We start from the raw sequence: 24,963 nt of genomic DNA, 5'->3' as shown, positions 1-24,963 counted from the left end.
TTTCTATTGTGATGGGTATTTCCAAGTAAAGCACGTCATCTTGAATTCGCTTCTGATTAAAGAAGCAGCAGATGAGTACAATAGTGAATCCATATAAATATGTATAAAAAGGTGTGTACGCTAAAAAGGAACGAAAGGTGATATTTAATAAACAACCCAGCATATGTATTTATCGGTTAAAAGCGAGACTAAGTTTACAGAATGATACATTCATTGGGGGATTTTCAATGTGTGTATTTTTGGAGATAGGGCAAATGAGAGAGGGGACGTAGCAAAAACCCCCTTGAATAGTCATACATTTGTGATGTATACCAAAGGGAGCCCTTGTATAAAATTTATAGTTTGCAGCTTCTAATTAGTCTGTTTGTTCCATCCAATTTAGAATAACTTGCAAAGCCAGTCCAATATTACCGATCTGACAGTGAGTATCACATGTTTCATGTGGAGTAAACATTCTTGCTGAAAGTGATCGAACATTTGTTAGCGTCAAAATTTGATCTGTAAGCTGATTGATTGGCACGTAATGATCGTTTTGTCCTGCAAGCAGCAAGACATCCTGAGTTACTAAATGAGAGAAGTGATTCGCATTGTAGGCCTTTGTGCCGTTAATGAAGTCATAAGGGGTGCTGCTTCCTATAACATGCATGCCTTGAGCAAGAGCCCATTCTAGCATTAAACTCTGCTTCATTAATTGAGCTAAGGTCTCATTTACGTTTTGCGAATTTCCTTCATCAATCATAGTTTTAAGCTTATCCCGGAAGGAAGGGGGGATTTGATGCGTTACTACTTCATAAAAATCCGTTAATATATTATAGGCAACTGCTTTTTTTACTCTTGGTTCATAAGCAGCTGCTCTCAAAACAAGATTGCCGCCTAAAGAGAGGCCTATAAGTGTTACATTTTCAACCTCGAAATAGTCAAGCAAACTTTTAACTGGTTTTTCCCATTCATGTGTCATTGGAATATTGTAGGTTTCCAAGACACTGCCTTGTCCTGGACCTTCAAACATAATAACATCATATCCAGCATCTCTGAACACCATAGACATTCGGAAAAGCTCTTCAATATAACTGTCAAAACCTCCAAATAAAACTAAAGTCTTCTTCGGATTCTCTGCCGAAAGACGATAAGCGGAAAGATAGCCTCTTTCATAGGGAATTAAATAGTGCTGTTCATTTGTAATACCATAAGTTTCTTTGGAGAGCTGAATAAACTGATCACGTAAATTTTGCTTGAGTGAATTTGATTGTGGAATAAAAAACTCAGCGCCTCTGAAATAAAAGGCTGCACGTAATTTTGCACCTTTTTTCAAAGACTCGTCTCCAAGTTCTATAAAGCGTTTAATTAATGTTTCATAGTTGTGAGCAGTTTCGCCTACTTCCCGCATTTCTTCAAGTAAGACGTTATCATTGGTCCAGTTATAGAATACATTCATATGGAAGTTGACGCTTGCATCAGGATGCAGCTCGTAGAGTCCTACCGGAAAATCCTCAGGTTGCCATTTCTTTGTCATATTAAAACTCCCTTCAAATAAGTATGAACCCAGCATAATATTCTTGTGTAATAGCCTTCAATCATTGATATATAGGGATTTGTTGCTTATACGACACGAATCTCAAATATGATGATTATTGTGTATATAGTAGACAGGAGGGATTAAAATGATTCGAAATAAGGACTTACGTATTATAAAAACACAAAAAGTCATTCGGAATGCATTTATTGATTTGCTCGATAAAAACGGATTTGAGGCGATTACCGTTCAGGAGATTGTGAATGCAGCTATGATTAATCGTTCTACCTTTTATTTACACTATGTGGACAAGTATGATTTGCTGCAAAAAACAGCGGACCAAGCGTTAGCTAATATCATAGAACTGGTAGCCCCTGAAACACATATTGTTAATGGAGAACTAGAATATAGCAGCTTCAAAGAAAATATTCGTGCAATTCTTAAAGTTGTGGAAGATGATGCGGTGCTATACAAGGTACTGCTTAACGATCCGCAGATGATAGACATTAATCAAAAGTTTCAGCAAGCCCTCATGAGAAAAATGGATAGCAGCTTCCTGAATAATATCTTAATATCTCGGGATTTATTCTTGGAATGGATGACATCTTTGTATATGTCAGTGATACGATGGTGGCTGAACCAAAACATGAAATATTCATCAAACTTCATCGCTGAAGAATTCATAAAATTATTAGTGATTGGCCCTGTAAAAACGGTTGGTTTTTAGGAGTATAAAGAAATCTTTCAGTATAAACTCGATGGACTATATAAGTCTGCCCGTTTTTCTCGGCCATTTTTTCTTCAACTAAAACCTTTTACAGCATTCTATCTTTAGCATTTTAGTATCTGTTTATAGGCATTATCTATAGTTTTTGATGGTGTTACCAGCAAGTTTTAATCCAGGCTCTAAAGGGTCACCTAAATACGTTATATTACATTTGGACAAAGTGAAAATAATTAACCTACGATTTTTTCCTTTCCTAAGCTGTTGTTATGTGCCAAAAAAAGGAGTACATTCAAATTGAACAAGAAATATTTGTTTTACCAAAATTACAGGAGGCATGAAGATGGATAAGCTTACAAAGGGTACCTGGATTGTAAACACAGTTAAACATCTTGCTGAACTTAAACAGTATACAACCGAGCTTGCTTTTTATGAGGCAACAGAACAAGCAGGAAAAGCTGGAGCCTTTCTTGGTAGGCTGGTGGCAGATAAACAAGAAATTATACCTATACAGAATGCAAAAGTTTTTGCTCGCCAATCTAGTATTTCACCTGCAGAATTGAATACATATTTGAGCTACTTACGGCAAGCTGAGAAAGTCGATTATTCAGTTGATGCAATGAACAGACCGAAAGAAATTGAAATCTATTGTTTCTCTGGTAAGGAAGCTCTGGAAAGCGTATCAACCATTTATGAGAAGCTTGAACCCCAACAAGAAGAGAATGCGAGTTTAATCGGTCTAAATCACACCTTTCATTTACCAAGAACTACAGATGAACTCAAGCAGTATTTGACAACCAGTAGTATATCTGAAGAATGTGCTGAAACAACTATCAAGTTACAGCAATCTTTTGGACTAGTTAGAGAGAGTGGTCAGAGTGGTGAAAAGGTATTGTTTAACGAATACTCGTTTAATGGAGACCCACAAAGGGTAGTAAAAGCATTATCGTCACTGGACAACAATGAACGAGATATGGTAATTGAAATTCAAAATTTGATTTCTGAGACACAGGGTTTTCTAATTGAAAATATTCCATCGCATATTCCTACGTATATTGTGGAGATGATGGAAGGAGTGGGGCTTGTTGATGGTATTACTGTACAATCTGCAATAGGATCGGCCACTTTCCTAACAACACCTCAAATTAAAGGTCAAGGTATAGGAAGTTTTTCACTTTCTGAGGATGTTTTCCATAAGGCGAAAATACTATTAAGTTGTTTGCGTTTTGGACAAACAAAGTCGACATGGGGGAGAGGGAAAATTTCTACTCTTGACAAGATGATGAATATTCTGAATAAGTTACTCCGTGGACAGTGGGTTGGTCCTGCAACAGCTATAGGTCAGGATTATGCATTGTTGGAAATTGACGGTGTGATACAAACAAGACCAGCAAAGCCATATGGTTTTGAAATGAAGTTACGCCAACTTGAGGTGGGGGAACTTGTTCGACAAATGATTACTTACAATAAAGTTGCCCTTGAAGCGGAGGCAAATATTGGAGATCTATTAAAAGATCAGCCAAGTGGCTGTATTATTCCTGAAACAAGGAAAAGCGAGATTTTTGCAAAATCTACAGCTCCAGTAGAAGCCTTGCGAAATAAGTTGCTAACTACTATTCGTACTTCGTCGGGGGTGTAAAGTGTGGTTTATAATAATAAATCTGATCAGAAGGGCTTTGGGTTTGAGTATGATGTTTCTAGTATGTTTCAGAGCCAGGGTTACTTAACTAGAAGAGGAGTCCCCTTATCCTATGGCAATGATGCGACTGATATAGATGTTTTGGGAATTTTATTTACTAATCCCTTTCAAGGTCATAAGATAATATGCGATTGCAAAAACAAAACTAGAGCTAAGCCTTTTGAGAGGGTATTTTGGGCAAAAGGTCTTGGTGAATTTGTTAATGCTTCTAATGTATTCGTAGCTCTCAACAAAACACAATGGGAAATTATTCGTTTTGCAGCTTCAGGTGGAGTGAAAGTTCTTACTAGTGATAGTATGAGTGAATACCGAAAGAATCAATCTTCTTACGGTTTAGCTGACGGGCAATTCTATACTCACTATGAACAGAAAATAAAGAATGCTGCAAAGTCAAGTTCTCTTTTGAATAATATCATTTTGAATACTAAAAAGTTATATCTTCATAAGAATCCTTACGTTGCTATTAACATATGTATGGAGTTTCTTACTAACATTGCAAAAGGCTTTCAACATGGAGGGAATCATAGCAAAGATCATTATGATGCTCTAAAGTATCTCGCATGTGAACTAACAGTTTTAGTTGGATTACAGATATTGTGGATAAGTTCAGATATACTAGGTCTACCAGAAAAGGCTAGAAGAGAACATATTTCATCAAAGCTTACTTATGGAGAGCTAGACCCAGGTACTGCTAGAAATCTAATAAATACTGCCAAGGAACTTGCAAATGAAATAATAAAAACTTCAGTTCCGAAGGCAATGATGCCAAAAGATGTTGACTTTGGAGAGATTGTCCCCCCCCCTTACACTTCTAGTCTAATTGGTCTCATTGAAAGAGCATTGGCTCGTCCAAATGCATACTTGTCAATGCCTCAGCATCTCGATTTCTTACTTTTTGAGCAAGGTATAAAGGGTAGGGATTACACAGATGATGAAATTAGGAATTTGTTCGGATATACGTTATCAGATGAAAAATTTAAAGTATCGCGTAATATACTTTCTTTTGTGAGAGAATCTTGTGGATTAGATTGGAAGTCAATGTGGAGTAAGATAGAAAATAGCTCAGAATCACCAAAATCCGGTGGTAAGGAGCGAGAAGAGAGTAAACCATATAGAAAATGGAAAAAGCCCTCTGATCAAGCCCAATCAGAAGGCCTAAAACCTGAGAATAAAAAACAAGAAGAGTGTAAACCTAACGAAAGATTAAAAGATGCACTTAAAGAGCTAGGATTAGAAGGTTCAAAGTTTGAGAAGCAAGATAAAGAACCTAAAATGGCAGGGAGTATTCCTAATGAGACCAATTTAAAGGGCGAAAAATCTGATCATGACGAACAAATAAAACAGAATTATAGCGTTAAAGAAGGTAAGGAAGTTAAGTCTGAAAATGGAAATGGTCAATAATAAAAAATTAACACATTTTTTAACTTGATTTGGATTAAAAGAGGAATATTTAATTATTCCTGTTGTACTTATTTTGTCCGAAAGAATTGGCAGCCCCTGTTGAGTAACACTCACAGGGGATTTTTTTGTTTATGTTTTGATTTTGCTATTATCCAGATTTTTTAATGATTAATAGAAAGTTTCTTACGTGAAATATAGAATGAAGCTTACATAGTGCTTAATTTTATCTATTGAAACATAATGTAATACAATTTTCGACATTTTTTTCGGTCAAACTGAGTTATTATTTATATAGGACTTAATTACTGAGTCAAATGTCATGAATATTTTAAAAAGGAAGAGTAGATATATGTTAGAGGTAATAATGTTTCCTGCATCGTATGGTGATAGTTTTCTTATTTCTTGTAGAGGGAAAGCAATTAATCATATTTTAGTGGATATGGGCTTTGCTACTACCTATGAAAAGTTTATTAGTGAGGAACTTCAGAAAATAAAAGCAGAGGGTATATCTTTGTTAATTTTTACTCATGTAGATGAAGATCATATTCTAGGTGGAGTTAGATTCTTTAAGAAAAACGGTCATTCTGATAATCCAAATTCAATTGACATAAGAGAAATTTGGTATAACAGTTTTCGACACTTACAGTTTGATAAGATTCAAACTAAAGGGGAACTCTCTATTAACAGTGGAATGAATAGCATTCTTTCCATGGGATATCCACGGGAAATAGGAGTAAGAGAAGTAGCAGATATAGGATATAAGCAAGGCTCAACTTTGGGATCACTAATACTACAAAATGGTTATGAGAACAATTGGAATACTAGCTTTAATCATAAAGCTGTAGTAGTTGATGAAAACGAGATCAAGGTAAACTATACGAATGAAGAATTATCAATAACTTTATTATCTCCTAATATTGAAAATCTTCAATTGCTTTCTAATAAATGGGCTGAGAAATTATCATCACTCGGTTATCAAGATAAAGTTGATAGTGATCAGACACTGGACGATGCTTTCGAATTTTATATGTCGAATATCCAAATGGAACAAAAACAGAGAAAGGTCCAAGATATAAATTCTACTAGATACACATTGGAAGAAATAGCACAACAGTCTTTTGAACCAGATAGAGCAGAAGTGAACGGAAGTTCTATTGCATTTATATTGGAGTTCAACTCTAAGAAACTGCTTTTCTTAGGAGATTGTCATTCGGAAATTATTGAAAATAATTTAAAAAAATTATTGAATCAGAGAAAAGAAGAGAAAATGTGGTTTGATATGGTTAAAGTTTCTCATCACGGAAGTAAACACAATACTAGTGTTAGTATGTTAGAGCTGATACATTCCAATAAATATATTTTTTCAACAAACGGTAAAGGCAAGAACTTTAGCCATCCTGATATTGAAACGATCTATAGAATAATATCGACTGACAAAACCCCTGATAAGGAGCTAATTTTCAACTATAAACCTTTCAGGATTTTAAATGAATTTAATAATCCAAATTTGATGGAAAAGTATAGCTACAGTATTCATTACACCAATGATTTGGCAAACACATTGGATGATGTTCCTACAATAATTTCATTTCAAAAAAACGAAAAAGTTAAGGAGGAAGTTTAGCATAGATACTATTAAATATTTATATAAAACTACAGCGAAAATTATCTGCCGTAACCAAGGTACTGCATTTTTAATTGATGAAAAACGTGCTATTACAGCAAGACATTGTATACAAGAGCATATTGACAATAATGAGCCAATAGAACTTGAATTTTATCCTGGAAGTACGAAATCTTTTAAAAGGTATGCGAGTTTAATAGCTGAATCAATCGAAGATGATATGGCTCTGCTTGAAATTACTGATAAAGTAACGCATATTGAAGAATGGCTAGCAATTGACGTAAATAGTTATGATAGCAGGGAGATTGAATGGGAGAGTATGGGGTATCCCAAAGATTGGAATACTGATGCCGAGGGAGATGCTTATTGTTATCTCAGAGGGCAACTCTACTTTGATAGCAGTTTTGATGACAGTAAAGAGTATGATAAGCAATTAACAAGTGATTATATAAAAGAAGACTGGCCGTACGGTCTTTCAGGCCTATCAGGTGCCCCATTATTGGTTGATAAGAAAATAGTTGGTATCTTAATTAAAGAGGAGTACAGCCTTTTAAAGAATCAACTGAAGTCAGTTAGCTTCTTCAAGTGTGCAAACTTCTTGCTACAAAATGGAATTCTGATTAATTCTTCACTAGCAAATTCCAATAACTTATTGAAACAAAGATTAGATATACAAAAGAGAGTATGTAACGACATATTCAACAAACTAAACCATTCGATGATAAATAAGGAATTGAATATGGATGTTGATTTCTACTATGTAAAATATCATGAATCAGGAAATAAAAGAATTAGTGAACTAGCTGAACATTTAACACTTGTTTTACAACAGTATGCTAATAGTCTAACCATTATTAGTTCATCATCAAATGACCTACGTAAACAATTAGAGATTTTTAAGAATAATAATAAAATAGTTAGTGAAATTAGTAAAAGTGGAAAACTTGGTTCTATGCTCTTGTGGATGTTGATAGAAGGAATTTTAGAAATGCCTAAAATGTATACAAGAATTAGAAGCGACATCCCGTCTACAGAACTGAATTATATTTCAGATGATGTGCATGCGGGCTTGAAGAATGGGCAGTTGGCGCTTTTTATTGGTGGAGGCATTCTACATGATAATTTTGAAGTAGCTATTACTACAATTCTTAAAGAATTAGAGGAAATAGTGAATATTGAGAATGATTTTCTCTTTTATGATGATTATTCATATGAGACTTTAAATCATGGTCCGTTGAAGACTCTAATTGACAAATTCTTTGATTCAAGGGATTGGAGCAAAGTTAATGTAGAAATGACTGTATTTACAGGTTATAATTCTGAACTTTTAAATATGTTTGAAAAAGATGGAATAAACGGTCCGACCTTAGAAAAACATTTAAATCATTATTTTATTAGTGAATTGAAGAAGAACTACGAATCTATTTGCCATCAATTATTAAAAACAAGCAGTATTAAAAATGTAAAGATTAATTGGTTTATACTTCCTTTTAATAAAATTATTGATTTCGAGAATCAATTTATGCATAAAATTGGAATGGAGGTGTGATTTATGAACTTCGAGTCCCTAATATATAAAATGGAATACTCGGGAAATATAGATTTTTTAATAAAAAAAATAAAGAAAATGGAAATTCAACTAGAATTCTTTAATCAAACTGATGAAGAATTATCGGGTGAAGAAACTAGGATACTTTTGGAGTCCGCAAATATATTAGCTGCATCAGTTAAAATTAAAAATAAACAAAAAGCATTAAACATTGCTACCACTCTTCCTTTGATCAAACCGTCGAATTCGATTGTGATGGCTTCTTCATTAATATTGAGAAAACTTGGAAATTACCCTGGGATAAAATTGTTAGAAGATCGAAATAAACTAAGTAATTATAAAAGACAATTAAATGGGATGGCGCTTTTCGAAGCACATGTGTTTGAGAATGCTAACACTAGAAATTTATCAGGGAAAGATTATCTTTTAACTAATTTTCAGAAAAAAGTAGTTGACATGATCGAGGAAGAGGTAGATGGGATTAGTATTTCTGCTCCTACATCTGCTGGAAAGTCATTTGTATATCTCAAAGTGTTATTAGATAAGATAGTTAAACAGAAGGGTACTACTGCTATTTATATTGTGCCAACAAGAGCACTAATTAAGCAAGTTATGAACGATTTCCTTTCAAGTATATCGGAAATGGGACTAAAGAATATCTTTGTAGGATGTTCTTCGGAAATTGAAGTCCTAATCGAGCATCCAGAACGATCGAATATACTAGTTTTAACTCAAGAAAGGTTATATCAACTTTGTAACAGAAAAGATGTAAACAGAGTTAAAACAAATATTATTGTAGTGGATGAGGCTCATAACATTCAATATGGTGGGAGAGGAGTATTACTTGAAAACGCAGTTAAATTTTCTCGTTTACTCTGGCCAGAGACAAAGATACTGTTTTCAAGCCCGCTTGTTAAAAATCCACAAAAATTATTGGAAACATTTGAGTTCGAGAATGGGGCAAATGAAAGAGATAATTTGCCACTGGTACGTCAGAATATCATAACAGTAAAGTTGTTAGAAGATACGTTGTTGGTTACCACATTATTTAACAAAGAAGAAATAGCTATAGGGAAGAAAAGTTATACTTATTCGGGAAGTAAAACAATTTCTAAAGTTCTTTCCAGTGCAACGTTAGACCTTTGGAATAATCAAACTTCAATTGTCTACTCAAATGAGCCAATGCTTTCCACTGATGTAATCAGAGAGTTATATAACAATGGAAATTTTCCTCTTCTAGATGATGTGCGTTTAAATGATTTTGCTGACTTTATTGAAGAATATATTACAGAAAGCTATGAACTTGCAAATTTTATAAGAAGAGGACTAGCATTCCATTTTGGTTCTTTGCCTGCAATAATAAGATCCGGTATTGAAGATCTATTTAAATTAGGACTCTTAAAAATAGTGAGTTGTACGTCAACCTTATTAGAAGGTGTAAACATGCCAGCTAAGAATATTTTTGTTTACAAACCTAAAAAAGGTAGAAAAAACCCTATTGATAACCTTAGTTTCTGGAATTTAGTGGGGAGAGCTGGACGAATCGGAAATGACTTTTCTGGTAACGTTATATGTATAGAATTAGAAAGTTGGGTCACAAATCCAGTTATAGGAGAAAGATATCAGGATATAATTCCCTCTTCTGAAATCAGGTTAGTTAAGGAAGCAGAAAAATTTAAAGATTTTATCAAGAGCGAAAATCCAAAAAAGCAAGAAAGTGATGATTATAACGAGCAGTTATTCTCGCTAGTTATTAAAGAGCATCTGCTTGGCGAAAGATTGGAAAATTCTTTGTATAGTACTGATCAAAATTTAGATATTTTAAAAGAGATTGACACTATAACTGGTTCAACAATTAACGCATTTAAGCCTCCTACAGAGTTATTGAATAAGAATCCTGGGGTTATGCCCCAAAAAATAAATGCATTGTGGGACTTTTTGGTTGATAATAAGAGTGAGATTGATTATCTCTGCCCAGTTTTCCCATTAAACGAAAGTGGCTATGAACGTTTTGACTTGATAGTTAATGCTATCAATGTTTTCTTTAATGATAGTTCATGGACTGAAAAACAGGTTAAAAGAATCACTACAGTAGGAGATAAATGGATGAAAGGCGTTTCTTTGACAAGTCTTATTTTTTACGATAGACAGATTCTAAACAGAGAACAAAGAGAAATTACTAAGCATGTTAAAGACCAGATTGAATTTATAAATAAAACAATCAGATATCAAATAGTTAAATATACTCAAACATATATCGAAGTATTAAAAACCTTCCTTATTAGCATTAATAGAAGAGAGGATTCTGAAAAAATAATAAATATATCGGCATATTTAGAGTATGGTGCTTGCGCTACTTCTGCATTAGAGTTTATGGCAATTGGTTTACATCGTGAAGCTGCAATCAAGTTATCTCGTATTATGGGATTTCACGATAATATTACTACAGATACTTGTATAGAGTGGTTAAAGAATCTAGATGTAGAATCAATTGATGTAGCAAATTATTTAAAAAAAGAGATTTATGGATTACAGATGACTTTGTAACCGCAACAATATCCGTTGTTTTTTGGTCACACTTTTGCTTACTTGAGCATTACGTTAAACTCGAACGTATAACAAAGAAAGTTAAAGAAAGCCTTATCTGACAAGGCTCTCCAGCGCATTTCCCTAACGCACAAAGTCTTATCGCTCCACTGACAATGAAGAGGTCAAAAATGTGCTCTCCTATGTTGTGTATGCCATTTTTCACTAAATTTGTTCCATTGAAATTATTTAATATTCAAGTTTCAGGGCCTAGGAGATATGCTGGGCCTTTTCATCATACTTCCCCTAGTTTTCGAAACATGACTTTCCCCTCTTTAAGGACGGTTTTTCCAAAATGAGTTTTTAATAGGAATATATAATCGATATGATATAGGAATAATTATTATGTTTGTTAAAGTATTAGAGGAGGAATTTTCACTTTAAACACAACAAAAATTAACTAATTTTGTTCTACCTCACTAACCAGATCAATAATTTCCCGAATATCTTCAATATTCATGGCTTCGGCTATTCTTTCGATATGATTAAAATTGATACTTTCACGTTTACCGGATTGAAGTTCACTAAGAGCGGCGTGACGAACATCTGATAAACGTGATAGTTCTCTCAAAGAGATATTGTGCTTTTTCGTAATTTCGTTTATTTTTACAACTACTTTCTTTGCCATTAGGTTCCCCACCTTATTTTACAAATTTTTCTTGACGATACGCATAAACGTAACATATAATTTTTGTAAAACCGGTACTCATATACGTACCAAAAGGTGGGGAATATATTGACTTCTCAGGGTGACATGGTAGCGGAGTATGAAAAGTTAGTAGAACTTGAAAAGCAATACACAGAGAGGATTCAAACTTGTATTAAATTACTTGGAGATGCGTTTAACATTATTGCTGCCAAAGCAGGAGCGCTTAGCATGGATTCAGTTAAGGAAGCGGCTTATTATTTACACTCAACGGAGATTGAACTAAACCATGTTTTGTACTATATCCGTTTAGAGAAAAGTATTATAACTAACAAGTTAAAATGAAGCAAACCCAAGCATTGCAGCGGAGGGGACGGAATCGTGCTGAAGAAGCGGAGCGATCGGAAGAATGATCCGTCTACGTATCGGCCTTACATGCACGTACTTGCTCAATCCACCCAGTAATCAAAACGCCCAAATAACCCGACATGACCCTTCACGGTCTGATCGGGTTTTCTCATTTCAATCCCTCCGTCCCTGCGCATATATCTTCTCGCCCCTCCCAACATCTCCACCCAGATAGTTACACCCACTCCCAACATCATGTATAGTAAAGTTATGGGAAATAAAAATGAACCCGCATATGTTCTTGATCGCTTAGACGTACAATATGAAACATGGCAAAAACGAGGAGGCACGTGATGATACATCCAACACAGATTCAGGATATGCTGCAAGTCGCGCTGGAGACGGGCGGAGACTTTGCAGAGGTGTTCGTCGAGGACCGTACCAATGGACAACTGGGTATGACCGGGGGAGTCGTGGATACGGCGCTGTCAGGCCGGGATTTTGGGATTGGCATTCGGATCATGAAGGAGCATTTTTCGGTGTATGCCTACACCAGTGATATGAGCGAACAGAGCCTTATCCGACTGGCTAAATCGGCTGCCAAGGCTATTCGTGGCGGTGGAGCACCAGGTACACACACCATTACACTCCATCCCCATGCGATCCCTAACCAACATCCAATTGCGATCATTCCTGACGGTTCGCAGAAACGCGCCAAGATTGACATGATGAGACGGGCGCATGAGGCGGCAAGCCAATACGATCCTTCCATCACGCAAACCTCTGTTGGGATTAGTAATTCGATCCAGAACGTCTTAATCGCCAATAGCAACGGGCTGCTGGTGGAGGATACCCGTACGTATACACGCATGAGAATAAGCGCCATTGCGACTCATGGGGAGCATAGACAATCCGGGTTCCGTGGGCCGGGAGCGTATGCAGGGACTGAATTCCTGGAGAATCTGAATATCGAAGAAAATGCCAGACACGCCGCTCGGATTGCGTCCACAATGGTCAAAGCGAGATATGCGCCTAGCGGCAGACTGCCTGTCGTGATTGAGAATGGCTTTGGCGGCGTTCTTTTCCACGAGGCGTGTGGGCATGGGCTGGAATCTACAGCGGTGGCGCATGGAACCTCTGTGTTTGCGAATAAAATCGGGCAGCAGGTGGCTTCACCGCTCGTCACGGCTATAGATGATGGAACGATTCCGAATGCATGGGGCTCGCTCAATATCGATGATGAAGGAGCGCCAACACAGCGCAACGTATTGATCGAGAACGGCATTTTAAAAGGATATCTAATCGATCGCATGGGCTCGCGCCAGATGGGTATACCTGCGACAGGATCGGGACGAAGACAGTCCTATAAATTCGCGCCTGCATCCCGTATGAACAATACGTTTATTGCGAATGGGGAGTCTACCCGTGAAGAGATCATTGCCAATACGGAGTACGGGATCTATGCCAAATCGCTGGGCGGTGGTTCGGTGAACACCTCGACGAGCGAGTTTAATTTTGCGGTTGAAGAAGCGTACATGATTCGCAACGGCAAAATTGCCGAGCCGGTCAAAGGCGCAACGCTGATCGGCAAAGGGATTGAAACCCTGCAAAATATTGATATGGTCGGCAACAATCTGGATCATGGTCAGGGGATGTGCGGCTCGGTCAGTGGAAGTCTTCCGGTCAACTGCGGACAGCCTACTATACGGGTGTCCGAGATGACCGTCGGTGGACGGAAAGGGGAATAGGCGATGAATATTCAGCAATTTCAGGAAGCATTGTTCGCCAAAGGCCGGGAAATGGGCTATGCGGATATGGAAATCTACTATGTAAATGGACGTTCTACCTCGGTAAAAGTGCTAAAGGGAGAGATTGACCAATATACCATCGTTGAGAATGGCGGACTTTCCTTCCGTGGTGTCATTAACGGGAAAATGGGCTATGCCTCTACGGAGAAGCTGGAACCGGATGTGATCGACTTCTTATTGGAAGAAGCTCGCAGCAACGCGGATATATTGGAGAGCGAGGAACAGGATGAGCTGTTTGCAGGCTCTGAGAGCTACCCTGAGCAGCCTGCTTATGCCTCTACGCTTGCTGACACAGTTCCTGAGATTCTGATCGAAGCGGCGCTGGAAATGGAGCGTACAGCGCTTGCCGCAGACCCACGGATTGTGATGGCTCGGCATTGCTCGGTCAGCATTCGTGAGAATGAGGTCCTGATTGTGAATACCAAAGGGCTACACTGCCATCGTCGCAAAAGTCTGGCGACCGCTTATGTGTATGTGATTTCAGCAGAACATGGCGAGACTGTTACCGGGGGCTGGCATGATTATTCGCTGCGGAGCGTGGAGGAGATCGATATTGCGGATGTGGCGCATAAAGCCGTACAAGAGGCCGTTTCCAAGCTGGGTGCGCACACCATCCAATCGGATAACTATCCGGTCATCTTCCGACATGATGCAGCAGCGCAATTGCTGGCTGCGTATACGTCGGTATTTTCAGCGGAGTCAGTGGATAAAGGCTTTTCACGCTTGGCTGGGAAACTGGGACAAAAGGTGGCAAGCCAACATATCACACTGATTGATGATCCGCTGATGGAAAACGTTCCGGCAGGCAGCACGTTTGATGCTGAAGGCAGTGCGACACGCAGCAACGAGATTATCAAGGATGGAGAACTACGGACGTATTTCCATAACCGCAAGACGGCTCGCAAGGCTGGGGTGCAGAGTACCTCTCATGCTTCCAAAGGCAGCTATAACGGTAAAATTGGCGTGTCGTATCATAATCTGTACGTGGCTCCAGGCACGTCTACGTTGGAAGACATGATTCGCAAGACGGATCGCGGGCTGATGATCGTCGAGCTGCAAGGGCTGCATGCGGGTACGAATACGGCGTCCGGTAATTTTTCGCTGGCTTGTCTGGGCTACTGGATTGAGCAGGGGCAGGTGGTCAGAGCGGTCAATCAGATTACGGTATCAGGTAACTTCTTTGACGTACTACAGCAGGTAGAGGAAGTTGGCAACGATTTGCGTTTTACGGGAAGCTGCACATCTCCTTCGCTCAAGCTGGCTGCACTCTCGATTTCAGGCTCCTAGTGGCTGGAGCAGCCTTCCTTTTCACACTTACGGCCTGTTCCTGACGTTCTAATTGACTAGTGATGATAGATGCTTGATGCATCAGGGTATGGTAAAGTAGGAGAAAGTCTTTGAAATATGAAAAAAAAGGCTTGGTTACAGCACCGCGACAGGGTATTATAGACAATAATATATTCGAAAAAGGTTCGAATTGAATTTTTATTGGGGGATGTATATGAGATATATAAGCACTAGAGGTCGAGTAGAAGCCAAGGGATTTATTGATACCGTGCTCATGGGGTTAGCTGACGATGGAGGTCTGATGGTATCGGAGCAGATTCCGACCGTGTCGGGAGCTACGCTGGAGCAATGGGCTACATTGAGCTACAGAGAGCTGCTGCTGGAAGTTTTTGCGCTGTATATCAATGATGAGATTCCTCGTGAAGATTTGGAACAACTGGTGGAGCGCAGCTATGCGAGCTTCCGTCATCCGGAAGTTACGCCAGTGAAGAAGATCAACGATTCCCTGTCTATTTTGGAGCTGTTCCATGGACCTACGTTCGCGTTCAAGGATGTGGCGCTGCAATTTATGGGTGAATTTTATTCCTACGTGTCCAAAAAGCAGAATGAAATCATTCATATTCTCGGTGCAACCTCAGGCGATACTGGGGCGGCAGCCATTCAAGGCGTACGAGGCAAGGAAGGCATCAAAATCTGTATTTTGCACCCACACCAAAAGGTGAGCAAGGTACAAGAACTGCAAATGACGACGGTAGACGATGAGAACGTGCTGAATCTATCTGTAAAAGGGAACTTTGACGATTGTCAAAAAGTGATTAAGGACCTGTTTGCCGATTTGGACTTCAAAGCCAAACATCATCTGCGGGCGATTAACTCGATTAACTTTGTGCGTATTTTGGCGCAAACGGTATATTACTTCTATGCTTATTTCCGGGCGCAGGAGTCATCGGGTGCAAAGAAGATCAATGTCAGCGTGCCTTCCGGCAACTTTGGCAATATCTTTTCCGGCTTTCTCGCAAAGAAAATGGGTCTGCCGATCCATAAGCTGATCATTGCCACGAACGAAAATAATATTTTGGAGCGCTTCGTGAAGACAGGCGAATACCAGCCGGGCGACTTCAAGAGCACATACAGTCCTTCCATGGACATTCAGGTGGCAAGCAATTTCGAAAGATATCTGTACTACTTCCTCGGAGAGGACGCAGCCAAGGTATCTGAATACATGAATAACCTCAAAACTGAGGGACGGATTGTGATCGGGGCAGAGGATTTGAAGCGAGTTCAGCAAGATTTTGAAGCGCTTGGTGCTTCGAATGAGCAGTGTCTGGAGCTGATCAAAAAATACAAGGCTGAATACGATTATTTGCTCGATCCGCATACAGCTTGCGGTATTGCCGCGTATGAGGCGTATAATGGCGCAGGCGAAGTCTGTGTGACCTTTGCAACAGCACATCCGGCCAAATTCGATGAGGCGATTCGTCTGGTGGATATTAAGCAGGAGTTCCCGGCGCAAATTGAACAATTGTTCTCCAAGCCACAACACCAGCAGGTGGTAGAGCATGACGAGGCCGAAATTGTGCGTCAGCTTGAAGCCTTTTATGCGTAACAGAATATTTCCGTAACGGTGAGTGGTTACATTCTTGCGGATGAGAAAAGAGGCTGCGCCCTGTGCGCTAGCCTCTTTTTTTATAATCCATATTTTCCAGATATGATGTATGTTTTAGTTTCAATTTGTTCACATTATAATGCCATATAGAGTAAGGTGTTAGACCTTGGAAAATCGTGAAAAAAGCCCGTAAATCAAGGGATTTGGCTTTAGGAATATAACAGGCAATGGTAGGTTCATAGAGTTATTTAATGAAGGATACAAAAATCTTTTATAGGCGAATTGGATGTATTTATATAAAAAATCATGTATAGTTAACTAAATTTTATGAATACATAAAGTTCCACTCTCAAGGGTGCAGAATAAAGTCATTCCGTCATTTAACAGAGGGGCTAATTATAAAAGGGGTGTATTAAATAATGACCATGATCCGTCCAGAGCAGAGTCAACAAGCAGCAGCTGAATATGTGCAGTCCGTTTTTGAGAAGGTTATCGCGCGTAATCCTCATGAGAATGAATTTCATCAGGCCGTCAAAGAAATTTTGGATTCGCTAATTCCGGTATTGGCTAAGCATCCTAAGTATATGCAGCAGGGGCTTTTGGAACGGTTGGTGGAGCCAGAGCGTGTCATTACCTTCCGTGTACCTTGGGTAGACGATGCAGGCAATGTACAGGTCAACCGTGGCTTCCGCGTACAGTTTAATAGTGCGATTGGTCCTTATAAAGGTGGACTCCGTTTCCATCCGTCCGTGTATCTGGGTATCGTCAAATTTTTGGGTTTTGAACAAATTTTCAAAAATGCGTTGACGGGTCTTCCCATCGGTGGTGGTAAAGGCGGTTCGGATTTTGACCCCAAAGGTAAATCAGATAACGAAGTGATGCGTTTTACACAAAGCTTTATGACCGAGCTGTATAAATATATCGGCCCAGATGCCGACGTTCCGGCAGGGGATATTGGCGTAGGTGGCCGTGAGATCGGTTACATGTTTGGGCAGTACAAGCGGATTCGCGGAGGACATGAGGGCGGCGTCCTGACGGGTAAAGGGATTCATTACGGAGGCAGTCTCACACGTACGGAGGCAACTGGTTATGGTTGTGTGTATTTTGTCAACGAGATGCTGCAAGCCCAAGGTTTGTCCTTTGAAGGACAACGTGTCGTCGTGTCGGGCTCGGGCAACGTATCCATTTATGCGATTGAAAAAGCACAGCAGCTTGGTGCTACAGTCGTGGCGTGTAGCGACTCGAATGGTTATGTTTATGATCCAGACGGTATTGATCTCAAGCTGGTGAAGCAGCTTAAAGAAGTGAATCGTCTGCGGATTAGCGAGTATACGAAAGAGCGTCCAGGCGCAATCTATACAGAAGGCTGCTCGGGGATCTGGTCAATCCCATGCGACATTGCATTGCCATGTGCGACACAAAATGAAATTGACGAGCATGCAGCGCAGTTGCTGGTAAGCAATGGCGTAAAAGCTATAGGTGAAGGTGCGAATATGCCGTCCTCGCTACAGGCTATTGAAGTATTTTTGGAGAACAGAGTTCTGTTTGGACCAGCCAAAGCTGCTAATGCAGGTGGAGTGGCAGTTTCGGCGCTCGAAATGTCGCAGAACAGTATGCGCCTGTCATGGACCTTTGAAGAAGTGGATGCCAAACTCCATGATATTATGAAAAATATCTATGCTAACAGCGTGAAGGCGGCTGAGGAATACGGCGTGCCAGGCAATCTGGTGGTCGGAGCGAACATCGCCGGATTTGTGCGTGTGGCTGATGCTATGCTGTCTCACGGAATTATCTAACTCAACGTCACAATTCCTTTTCTCCATTGTACAATGATTGAATAAACTAGCTAATAAAAGCAAAATTGAAGCTGAGCGGCTCCGTGTGAGTCGCTCAGCTTTTATTTGGCATGAGGCACTTTATTTTTCTCAGGGACTTGATTTATTGCTAAAGAGGATGTATATTACTTGATAGATCAATAATTGATGGATCAAAGGTTGGATCACGAGGCCCAGCGATATGCTAAAGGGAGGAGAGATTGATATCACCCAGACACCATCCGAGGCTGAGTATATTTTTGATATGCTGCTGCTACTGAACAAGCAGATTAGCTCCAAGTTCGAGCGGTGTGCAGGAGTCAGCGCATCCAGATTGCAGCTATTATGCAAGCTGTATCAAGTGGAGGAGATTAGTCAAACGCTGCTGCAAAAAGAGGTTGGCATTGACGCTGCAGCCGTTACGCGTCATTTGAAGCAACTGGAAGCGACAGGAATGGTCACACGACGCACGAAGCCAGAGGACAACAGGGTTACCTTGGTAAGCCTGACCGAGTATGGACGTGCGCGTATTGTCATCTTTAAGCAGGAGCGCTCGCAGTTTGTAGCTCAGCTGCTACAAAGCTTTGACGAAACTCAGCGGCAGCAGCTAGCGGATATGCTGCAAGTGATGAACAGTCATATATCCAGTATGGACTGACAACATTGTCATATTACAATTACCCACAGCGGTACAAAGGAGAGATTGGAATGAGTAATACGAATACATCCAATATTGTAAAAACGAATGATTTTAAAGAAATCGCATTGGGACGCCGTTCGGTAAAAGTATACGATCCGTCCGTGAAGATTAGCCGCGAGGAAATGACAGAGATTCTAACGGAAGCTACACGCGCACCATCCTCCATTAATCTGCAACCTTGGCGTTTCCTTGTTATTGATAGCCCAGAAGGTAAAGCAACCCTGGCGCCATTGGCTCGTTTTAACCAACGTCAAGTGGAGACCTCCTCGGCAGTGATCGCTGTGTTTGGGGATCTGAACAACTTTGATAATTTCGAACAAATCTTCGGAGAAGCTGTAGAACTGGGCTATATGCCACAAGATATTAAAGAAATGCAACAGGAAAAGGTAACAGCCCATTTTGCTGCCCTTGATCCAGTTGTGAACAGAGAAACGGTCCTGATTGACGGTGGATTGGTGTCTATGCAGCTTATGCTGGTGGCACGTGCTCATGGGTACGACACTAATGCTATCGGCGGTTATGAAAAGGATAAAATTGCTGAGGCCTTTGGTATGGACAAAGACCGTTATGTCCCTGTTATGCTCATTTCGATGGGTAAAGGAATCAACGAGGGTCATCCGTCCACACGTCTACCAATTGATCAAATTGCACAGTGGAAATAAGTTGAGTTAACATCTATACGCAACATAAAATATAAGCAACATAAAAAAACAGGTGGAGCAAGGACATCCCTTTGCTCTCACCTGTTTTTTATTTGCCTGGATGCAATGTAGATCCGGGGCTTGATGACGTGTCGATCCTCTGGTTATTTTTGTACTATATTCGCTCCCGACGTCTGTGTTGGGTCAGCGGGGTCATTCTGAGTAGGATGGTAGCGCTTGGGCCATATAATCTGGTGCGAAGTATGGCTAAGCTCCTCATAAAATAACAGGCCTTTCTTGAATAGGCGTATGACTAGATGGAAAAAGAACCATCCGTTCATCACCAACAGCACAAGGCTGATCAGAACACTTATCCAAGGAGACAGATGAGATCCCAGTACAGATCCACCTAGTACGTAATTCAGTCCAAAATACAACCAATACAAGAGACTGTAGCGCTTAATGAGCTCCCACAGGGAAACTCTTTTTCCTCTCCCTGTAAGATGAATGCGTACCAGCCACTTCCCCGGAGTTCGTCCATTCGTCAGGTAAGGAACCACCATAAAGTAAATTCCACTGGAAACCCAGAAAGCAGCAGATACATGCATGGACTCCATAATGCTGAGCAACCCTGCCCAAAGGATAGAATCCACTAAATAGGCTACTCCTCGTCTCGTATAGGACACCCGTTTGGTCGTAATGTCCAAGTGCTTGTCCAGATGTTCCAAACGGGGAAGGAAGCGTGAGAACCATTCGCCGAGCAGAAAGCCCAGCATACCGCCCAATGTGTTAGCCATCAGATCATCCACGTCAAACACACGATACGCATGGTCAAAAAATCCATACAATCCTGTCAACTGTGTCACCTCAAAAAAGAGGGACAAGGTGAAGGACAGAATGAGACACCATCTCCATCGTGCACGGAAATAATAACGTAAGAACATACCGAAAGGCATGGTCATCATCACGTTAAAAACCACTTGCAGAAAAGCACGCTCCTTCAGCAAATGAACATAACTGGAGGGATGAGCAGGTGAAACGGATGTTTCTCTTATAATGTCTTGCACGAACTGCAAGGGCATCAATTGCAACGCTCCCCCGGCCAAGGCTGCATTATGACGCGATGCTGGAAGCGGTAGTATGACCAAAAAGAAGGCGTTCATCAAGTATAACAGCATCAAGTAAAGCAACCACGCTCTAGCCTTGTGAATATAGCCATGTCTGCGATATTGCACGATGAGAAATGGTAGTGTAAACAGTAACGCAGCAACAGGGAAGGCTAGAAAAGCATATGAAACTGGAAACAGATACGATTGAATCATGAGCTGTTTAAGCCTGCTTTCTCCGGAACTTCACCAAAGACCAGATGATTAAAAATGCCATAAAAGCCACGCATACACTGATGCTGATCCGATTTTGCGGGTCAATCAAGAACAGGAAGGCAATGACCCATAGGCATCCCACTGTTACCGCCGTTATATAAGGGTATCCCCATATCTTGAAAGTAGGTTCTACTGGATAAGATTTGCGCAGTTTCAATTGGGACAGGCAGATACAGCTCCAGACAAGCAGTACGACAAAGCCAGGTACAGCCATCAAAATACGGAACAGCCCGTCCTGAGCGACGTATGCGACCATGGAGCCAACAATCAGGATGACTGCGCACAGTTTGAGACTGTTCACCGGAACTCCATTTGAAGACAGGCGCGCGAGTGACTTGGGACCTTCTCCATTAATCGCCAGCGAATGGAGCATGCGTGTAGCCCCGTAAATTCCCGAATTGGCGGCAGACAGTACAGCAGTGATCAGAATAAAGTTCATGACATGAGCTGAGCCTTGAAGCCCTACAGAAGACAATACCTGTACAAACGGGCTGGTACTTGCATCCAATTGGTTCCAGGGAATCAAGCCACAAATAATAAGAATTGGCAGCGTATAGAACAAAACAACGCGAAGAATAAAACTTTTAACCACTTTAGGCAGTACCTTTTCTGGATTTTCAGTCTCCGTCAACGTCAATCCGATCAGCTCAGACCCTCCGTAAGAAAAGGTAACGACCAGCAACGCCGAAAAGATAGCCAGCCAGCCATTGGGGAGAAACCCGCCGTGCTGCGCGTAGTTGCTCAGATAAGGTGGAGTTTCAGTGGGAATAATTCCGAATAGTATACAGCCACCCAAGGCGATAAAGATAATAATCATGGCGATCTTAATACCCGCCAGCCAAAATTCCAGCTCCCCTAAACCGCCGACACTCAGCATGTTGACGACAATAATGAAAGCCGCACTTGCTAAACTGAGGAGCCATAGAGGAACATCTGGCAACCAATATTGCAGAAAGCTTCCAGCAGCAATGACCTCAATGACACAGACGGCCAGCCACATGAAGCAATACAACCAGCCGATAATAAAAGAAAGTCGCTCTCCAAAAGCCTTGCGAATAAAATCCTTCATATTCATGTTGGGATAGACGGTAGCCATCTCGGCAATCGCGCCCATAACGACCAGGAGCAGGAGTCCTGCGAAGACATAGGACAAAATAACTCCAGGTCCTGCCAGGCTAATCGTCTCGGTACTTCCTTTAAAAATACCCGTCCCGATGACTCCACCCATAGCCATAAAGGTAATATGCCGTGGTCGAAGCTTTTTGTGTAAAGTTGCTTCATTTGATTTCAATATGAAATCCTCCTTCATCATAGTGTATAGCTTCAGCATAGCCCAAGCAGGGTTACTTCAATTAGACTTATACTACATGAAAATATCCAATTAGGAAATGAAAGAAATAGGATCTGGTAGGAAGAATGACATAGATAGGGGACAAACTGGTGAACAGAGGTAGAATGATATCGTTGACGATTGTTGTATTATGATATCATTCTGTCTTTATGATATATAATGAGGTTGGTTTGAAAAAAAGTATGATATTTAAGAAGCGGAGGCTTGGATACGTGAAGCAGGATCGGCAAAAGCAGACAGGTTCCCATACCGGGATGAGCAAGGGGCATGAAGCTGATGAGCTGAACAAGCTGCTGTCCGTATGGCTTCATTCGTCGATCCGTGTCATGGATGTCCGGCACATTCGACTGGAAGCGGAAGAGCTGGTTCAACCCTATCGTCTCCCAGCCCATGCTTTTGTGTTTATGCTACAAGGTAGCGTACGCTTGGCTGGTGATTGGGAGGATGAATCCTATTCAGGGTATGTACTGCATGGCAGCAAAGGTTTTGAACTGAGCATAAAGCCCGCGTCATGCGGGATCGAATATATTCTTGTTCTATATAAAGTAAACTCTTTTTCGGGAAACACGGTGTACAATCATCCTTCGATAGCTTATGGTTTCAGACCGTCCTATCCGGTTATACTTTATCAAAAGCTGCAACTACTGGCAGACGCCTGGCAGGATCAAGAGGCGTTAGCGAAGATTCAGGCTCAGGGTCGGTTCTATGATTTTGCATATGAATGTATGCGTCAATTGCAGGAACCACAGGCTCGGACTTCCACGCGGGATGTCGTGGCACAGGCGATTCGATTTATGCAGGCTCATTATGCGGAGTCCATCACGCTGGAACGTCTGGCCGGATTATTGGAATGCAGTCCGCGACACCTGACCCGATTATTTAAAAAACAAACAGACTGTAGCCCGATTATGTATCTGATTCAACTACGGATGGACAAGGCGAAGGAGCTTTTGCGGAAGACGGATGCCACTTTACAGGATATTGCTGTGAGTGTGGGGTATTCGGATGTCTATTTCTTTAGCCGGGCATTCAAAAAACATACTGGCGTATCCCCGGTTCATTATCGGGACAGCTTATATTCATCTGCTTTTGTTAGTGATAAGCGTCTGGATAATCCATCAAGCATGTCTGAATGTTCCATTGATTCGATAGGTGGCGCCCTGCATACTATTATTGAGGATAATAATCATTATCAAAACCATGATGAAGGGATTTTACGAATGAATAGAAACGCAAAGCATTCCATGGCATTTATTTTATTGCTTAGTTTTACCTTGCTGCTGAGCGCGTGCTCAGGCTCATCCAGTCCTGCGGCAACCGATGGCGCTTCGCAAGGGAACAATAATACATCAGCGGAACCAACATCACAGGAAAGGGTGCTGAAGGATGCACTTGGGCATGAGGTGAAGGTTCCGCCTCAGCCTCAGCGTGTGCTCGCTTCTTATCTGGAGGATCATCTGGTAACGTTGGGTGTTAAACCGGTAGCCCAATGGTCGGTAGGTAAAAATTCAGTTCAAGCTTACCTGCAAAAAGAATTGAAGGATGTTCCTGCCATCGCTTCAGATCTTCCGTTCGAGGCGGTTCTGAACTTCAAACCTGATCTGATCATTATGGACAGTGCGAGTATGGTCGAAGGTGACAAATATGATCAATACTCCAAAATTGCTCCGACCTATGTTGTAGGTAGTAATATGAATAATGATTGGCGCCAAGAGCTGCTGACCGTGGGTGAGGTGCTGAATAAGAGCAGTGAAGCGAAGCAGGCATTGAGCGATTACGACAAAAAAGCAGCAGAAGCGAAAGCCAAGCTAAGTCAGACGGTAGGACAAAAAACCGCTGCGGCATTGTGGGTAACGGATAAAAACGTATATGTGGTGAATCAGAATCTATCCAGCGGTGATGTATTGTACAAGGATTTGGGATTTAAGATTCCACAGGTCGTACAGGAGATTTCCAAAACAGCCAAGGCGAACTGGAGTAACTTATCCCTGGAAAAACTGGCTGAGCTGGACGCTGATTATATCTTTATCGTGAACAGCAAAAAAGTGAGCAAGGATGAGATTATTAAAGATCCAGTCTGGGCAGGAATACCGGCAGTTAAAGAAGGGCACGTATACGATTTTGGTAAGGATTCCAGCTGGTTGTATACAGGTACAATCGCAAACAGTCAAATGATTGACGATGTTCTGAAAAATGTAATGAAATAAGCAAAACGGTAATCAAAAAACGCTGCTCATCTTGACGACAGTATGTCGCAGGAAGGAGAGCGTTTTTTTATATAAAA

Annotated in this window: 19 protein-coding genes; 14 read left to right on the top strand and 5 right to left on the bottom strand. The window is 40.7% G+C overall.

All coding sequences use genetic code 11. From position 1 onward, the window contains the following. Nucleotides 1–355 precede the first annotated feature (355 nt). Nucleotides 356–1,513 carry an alpha/beta hydrolase gene (locus ACN6NF_RS17675; RefSeq protein WP_474318825.1) on the bottom strand — a complete coding sequence of 386 codons (1,158 nt, stop codon included), beginning with the start codon at nt 1,511–1,513 and terminating at the stop codon, nt 356–358. A gap of 148 nt (nt 1,514–1,661) precedes the next feature. On the opposite strand from ACN6NF_RS17675, the gene ACN6NF_RS17670 reads away from it, so the two are divergent. The 6 genes from ACN6NF_RS17670 (at nt 1,662) to ACN6NF_RS17645 (ending at nt 11,057) form a co-directional block, all read left to right on the top strand. After that, nucleotides 1,662–2,240 carry a TetR/AcrR family transcriptional regulator gene (locus ACN6NF_RS17670; protein WP_474318823.1) on the top strand — a complete coding sequence of 193 codons (579 nt, stop codon included), beginning with the start codon at nt 1,662–1,664 and terminating at the stop codon, nt 2,238–2,240. Between the two features lie 340 nt (nt 2,241–2,580). Next, a complete protein-coding gene (locus tag ACN6NF_RS17665) occupies nt 2,581–3,876 on the top strand; it encodes a hypothetical protein (protein ID WP_474318822.1) in 1,296 nt (431 codons plus the stop codon). 3 nt (nt 3,877–3,879) lie between these two features. Continuing rightward, a complete protein-coding gene (locus tag ACN6NF_RS17660; protein WP_474318820.1) occupies nt 3,880–5,337 on the top strand; it encodes a hypothetical protein in 1,458 nt (485 codons plus the stop codon). Nucleotides 5,338–5,686: 349 nt separating this feature from the next. Then, nucleotides 5,687–6,961 (top strand): MBL fold metallo-hydrolase, encoded by a 1,275-nt coding sequence (locus tag ACN6NF_RS17655; RefSeq protein WP_474318819.1) that lies wholly within the window; start codon nt 5,687–5,689, stop codon nt 6,959–6,961. A gap of 1 nt (nt 6,962) precedes the next feature. After that, nucleotides 6,963–8,510 carry a Hachiman antiphage defense system protein HamA gene (locus ACN6NF_RS17650; protein WP_474319076.1) on the top strand — a complete coding sequence of 516 codons (1,548 nt, stop codon included), beginning with the start codon at nt 6,963–6,965 and terminating at the stop codon, nt 8,508–8,510. 3 nt (nt 8,511–8,513) lie between these two features. After that, nucleotides 8,514–11,057 (top strand): DEAD/DEAH box helicase, encoded by a 2,544-nt coding sequence (locus ACN6NF_RS17645; protein ID WP_474318818.1) that lies wholly within the window; start codon nt 8,514–8,516, stop codon nt 11,055–11,057. Nucleotides 11,058–11,496: 439 nt separating this feature from the next. Here ACN6NF_RS17645 and ACN6NF_RS17640 read toward each other — a convergent pair whose 3' ends face one another. Then, a complete protein-coding gene (locus ACN6NF_RS17640; RefSeq protein WP_474318817.1) occupies nt 11,497–11,724 on the bottom strand; it encodes a helix-turn-helix domain-containing protein in 228 nt (75 codons plus the stop codon). Between the two features lie 108 nt (nt 11,725–11,832). Here ACN6NF_RS17640 and ACN6NF_RS17635 point away from each other — a divergent pair, with 108 nt between their 5' ends. Continuing rightward, nucleotides 11,833–12,087, top strand: a complete 255-nt coding sequence (locus tag ACN6NF_RS17635) for a hypothetical protein (RefSeq protein ID WP_474318816.1) — start codon at nt 11,833–11,835, stop codon at nt 12,085–12,087. Between the two features lie 104 nt (nt 12,088–12,191). On the opposite strand, the gene ACN6NF_RS17630 is transcribed toward ACN6NF_RS17635, so the two are convergent. Continuing rightward, on the bottom strand, nt 12,192–12,347 hold the full coding sequence (locus ACN6NF_RS17630; RefSeq protein WP_474318815.1) for a hypothetical protein: 156 nt from the start codon (nt 12,345–12,347) through the stop codon (nt 12,192–12,194). A gap of 96 nt (nt 12,348–12,443) precedes the next feature. Here ACN6NF_RS17630 and ACN6NF_RS17625 point away from each other — a divergent pair, with 96 nt between their 5' ends. From ACN6NF_RS17625 to ACN6NF_RS17600, 6 genes are all read left to right on the top strand, one after another. Next, nucleotides 12,444–13,838 carry a TldD/PmbA family protein gene (locus tag ACN6NF_RS17625; protein WP_474318814.1) on the top strand — a complete coding sequence of 465 codons (1,395 nt, stop codon included), beginning with the start codon at nt 12,444–12,446 and terminating at the stop codon, nt 13,836–13,838. Nucleotides 13,839–13,841: 3 nt separating this feature from the next. Beyond that, on the top strand, nt 13,842–15,185 hold the full coding sequence (locus tag ACN6NF_RS17620) for a TldD/PmbA family protein (protein WP_474318813.1): 1,344 nt from the start codon (nt 13,842–13,844) through the stop codon (nt 15,183–15,185). A gap of 214 nt (nt 15,186–15,399) precedes the next feature. Next, on the top strand, nt 15,400–16,791 hold the full coding sequence (gene thrC / locus ACN6NF_RS17615; protein ID WP_474318812.1) for a threonine synthase: 1,392 nt from the start codon (nt 15,400–15,402) through the stop codon (nt 16,789–16,791). A 419-nt stretch (nt 16,792–17,210) separates the two neighbouring features. Beyond that, on the top strand, nt 17,211–18,587 hold the full coding sequence (gene gdhA, locus ACN6NF_RS17610; protein ID WP_016821831.1) for an NADP-specific glutamate dehydrogenase: 1,377 nt from the start codon (nt 17,211–17,213) through the stop codon (nt 18,585–18,587). 283 nt (nt 18,588–18,870) lie between these two features. Then, a complete protein-coding gene (locus ACN6NF_RS17605) occupies nt 18,871–19,263 on the top strand; it encodes a MarR family winged helix-turn-helix transcriptional regulator (protein ID WP_290403903.1) in 393 nt (130 codons plus the stop codon). A 50-nt stretch (nt 19,264–19,313) separates the two neighbouring features. Beyond that, complete coding sequence (locus ACN6NF_RS17600) at nt 19,314–19,967, top strand: nitroreductase family protein (protein WP_025679299.1); 654 nt, start codon at nt 19,314–19,316, stop codon at nt 19,965–19,967. 143 nt (nt 19,968–20,110) lie between these two features. Here ACN6NF_RS17600 and ACN6NF_RS17595 read toward each other — a convergent pair whose 3' ends face one another. Together ACN6NF_RS17595 and ACN6NF_RS17590 are read right to left on the bottom strand one after the other, a co-directional pair. After that, complete coding sequence (locus ACN6NF_RS17595) at nt 20,111–21,268, bottom strand: VanZ family protein (protein ID WP_474318811.1); 1,158 nt, start codon at nt 21,266–21,268, stop codon at nt 20,111–20,113. Between the two features lie 7 nt (nt 21,269–21,275). Then, nucleotides 21,276–22,619 (bottom strand): amino acid permease, encoded by a 1,344-nt coding sequence (locus tag ACN6NF_RS17590; protein ID WP_013372423.1) that lies wholly within the window; start codon nt 22,617–22,619, stop codon nt 21,276–21,278. A 272-nt stretch (nt 22,620–22,891) separates the two neighbouring features. On the opposite strand from ACN6NF_RS17590, the gene ACN6NF_RS17585 reads away from it, so the two are divergent. Next, the gene (locus tag ACN6NF_RS17585) at nt 22,892–24,886 is read left to right on the top strand and encodes an ABC transporter substrate-binding protein (protein WP_474318809.1); all 1,995 of its coding nucleotides are present in this window, start codon (nt 22,892–22,894) and stop codon (nt 24,884–24,886) included. Nucleotides 24,887–24,963: the final 77 nt, after the last annotated feature.

Source organism: Paenibacillus sp. TSM33 (assembly GCF_056099025.1).
The sequence above is the reverse complement of the archived record's forward strand: the minus strand, read 5'-3'. Positions and strand labels throughout refer to the sequence as shown.

Coding starts and splice junctions, on each gene's coding strand:
- ACN6NF_RS17675 (WP_474318825.1), bottom strand. CDS start 1,513: ATGACAAAGAAATGGCAACCTGAGGATTTTCCGGTAGGACTCTACGAG.
- ACN6NF_RS17670 (WP_474318823.1), top strand. CDS start 1,662: ATGATTCGAAATAAGGACTTACGTATTATAAAAACACAAAAAGTCATT.
- ACN6NF_RS17665 (WP_474318822.1), top strand. CDS start 2,581: ATGGATAAGCTTACAAAGGGTACCTGGATTGTAAACACAGTTAAACAT.
- ACN6NF_RS17655 (WP_474318819.1), top strand. CDS start 5,687: ATGTTAGAGGTAATAATGTTTCCTGCATCGTATGGTGATAGTTTTCTT.
- ACN6NF_RS17645 (WP_474318818.1), top strand. CDS start 8,514: ATGAACTTCGAGTCCCTAATATATAAAATGGAATACTCGGGAAATATA.
- ACN6NF_RS17640 (WP_474318817.1), bottom strand. CDS start 11,724: ATGGCAAAGAAAGTAGTTGTAAAAATAAACGAAATTACGAAAAAGCAC.
- ACN6NF_RS17630 (WP_474318815.1), bottom strand. CDS start 12,347: ATGATGTTGGGAGTGGGTGTAACTATCTGGGTGGAGATGTTGGGAGGG.
- ACN6NF_RS17625 (WP_474318814.1), top strand. CDS start 12,444: ATGATACATCCAACACAGATTCAGGATATGCTGCAAGTCGCGCTGGAG.
- ACN6NF_RS17620 (WP_474318813.1), top strand. CDS start 13,842: ATGAATATTCAGCAATTTCAGGAAGCATTGTTCGCCAAAGGCCGGGAA.
- thrC (WP_474318812.1), top strand. CDS start 15,400: ATGAGATATATAAGCACTAGAGGTCGAGTAGAAGCCAAGGGATTTATT.
- gdhA (WP_016821831.1), top strand. CDS start 17,211: ATGACCATGATCCGTCCAGAGCAGAGTCAACAAGCAGCAGCTGAATAT.
- ACN6NF_RS17605 (WP_290403903.1), top strand. CDS start 18,871: ATGCTGCTGCTACTGAACAAGCAGATTAGCTCCAAGTTCGAGCGGTGT.
- ACN6NF_RS17600 (WP_025679299.1), top strand. CDS start 19,314: ATGAGTAATACGAATACATCCAATATTGTAAAAACGAATGATTTTAAA.
- ACN6NF_RS17595 (WP_474318811.1), bottom strand. CDS start 21,268: ATGATTCAATCGTATCTGTTTCCAGTTTCATATGCTTTTCTAGCCTTC.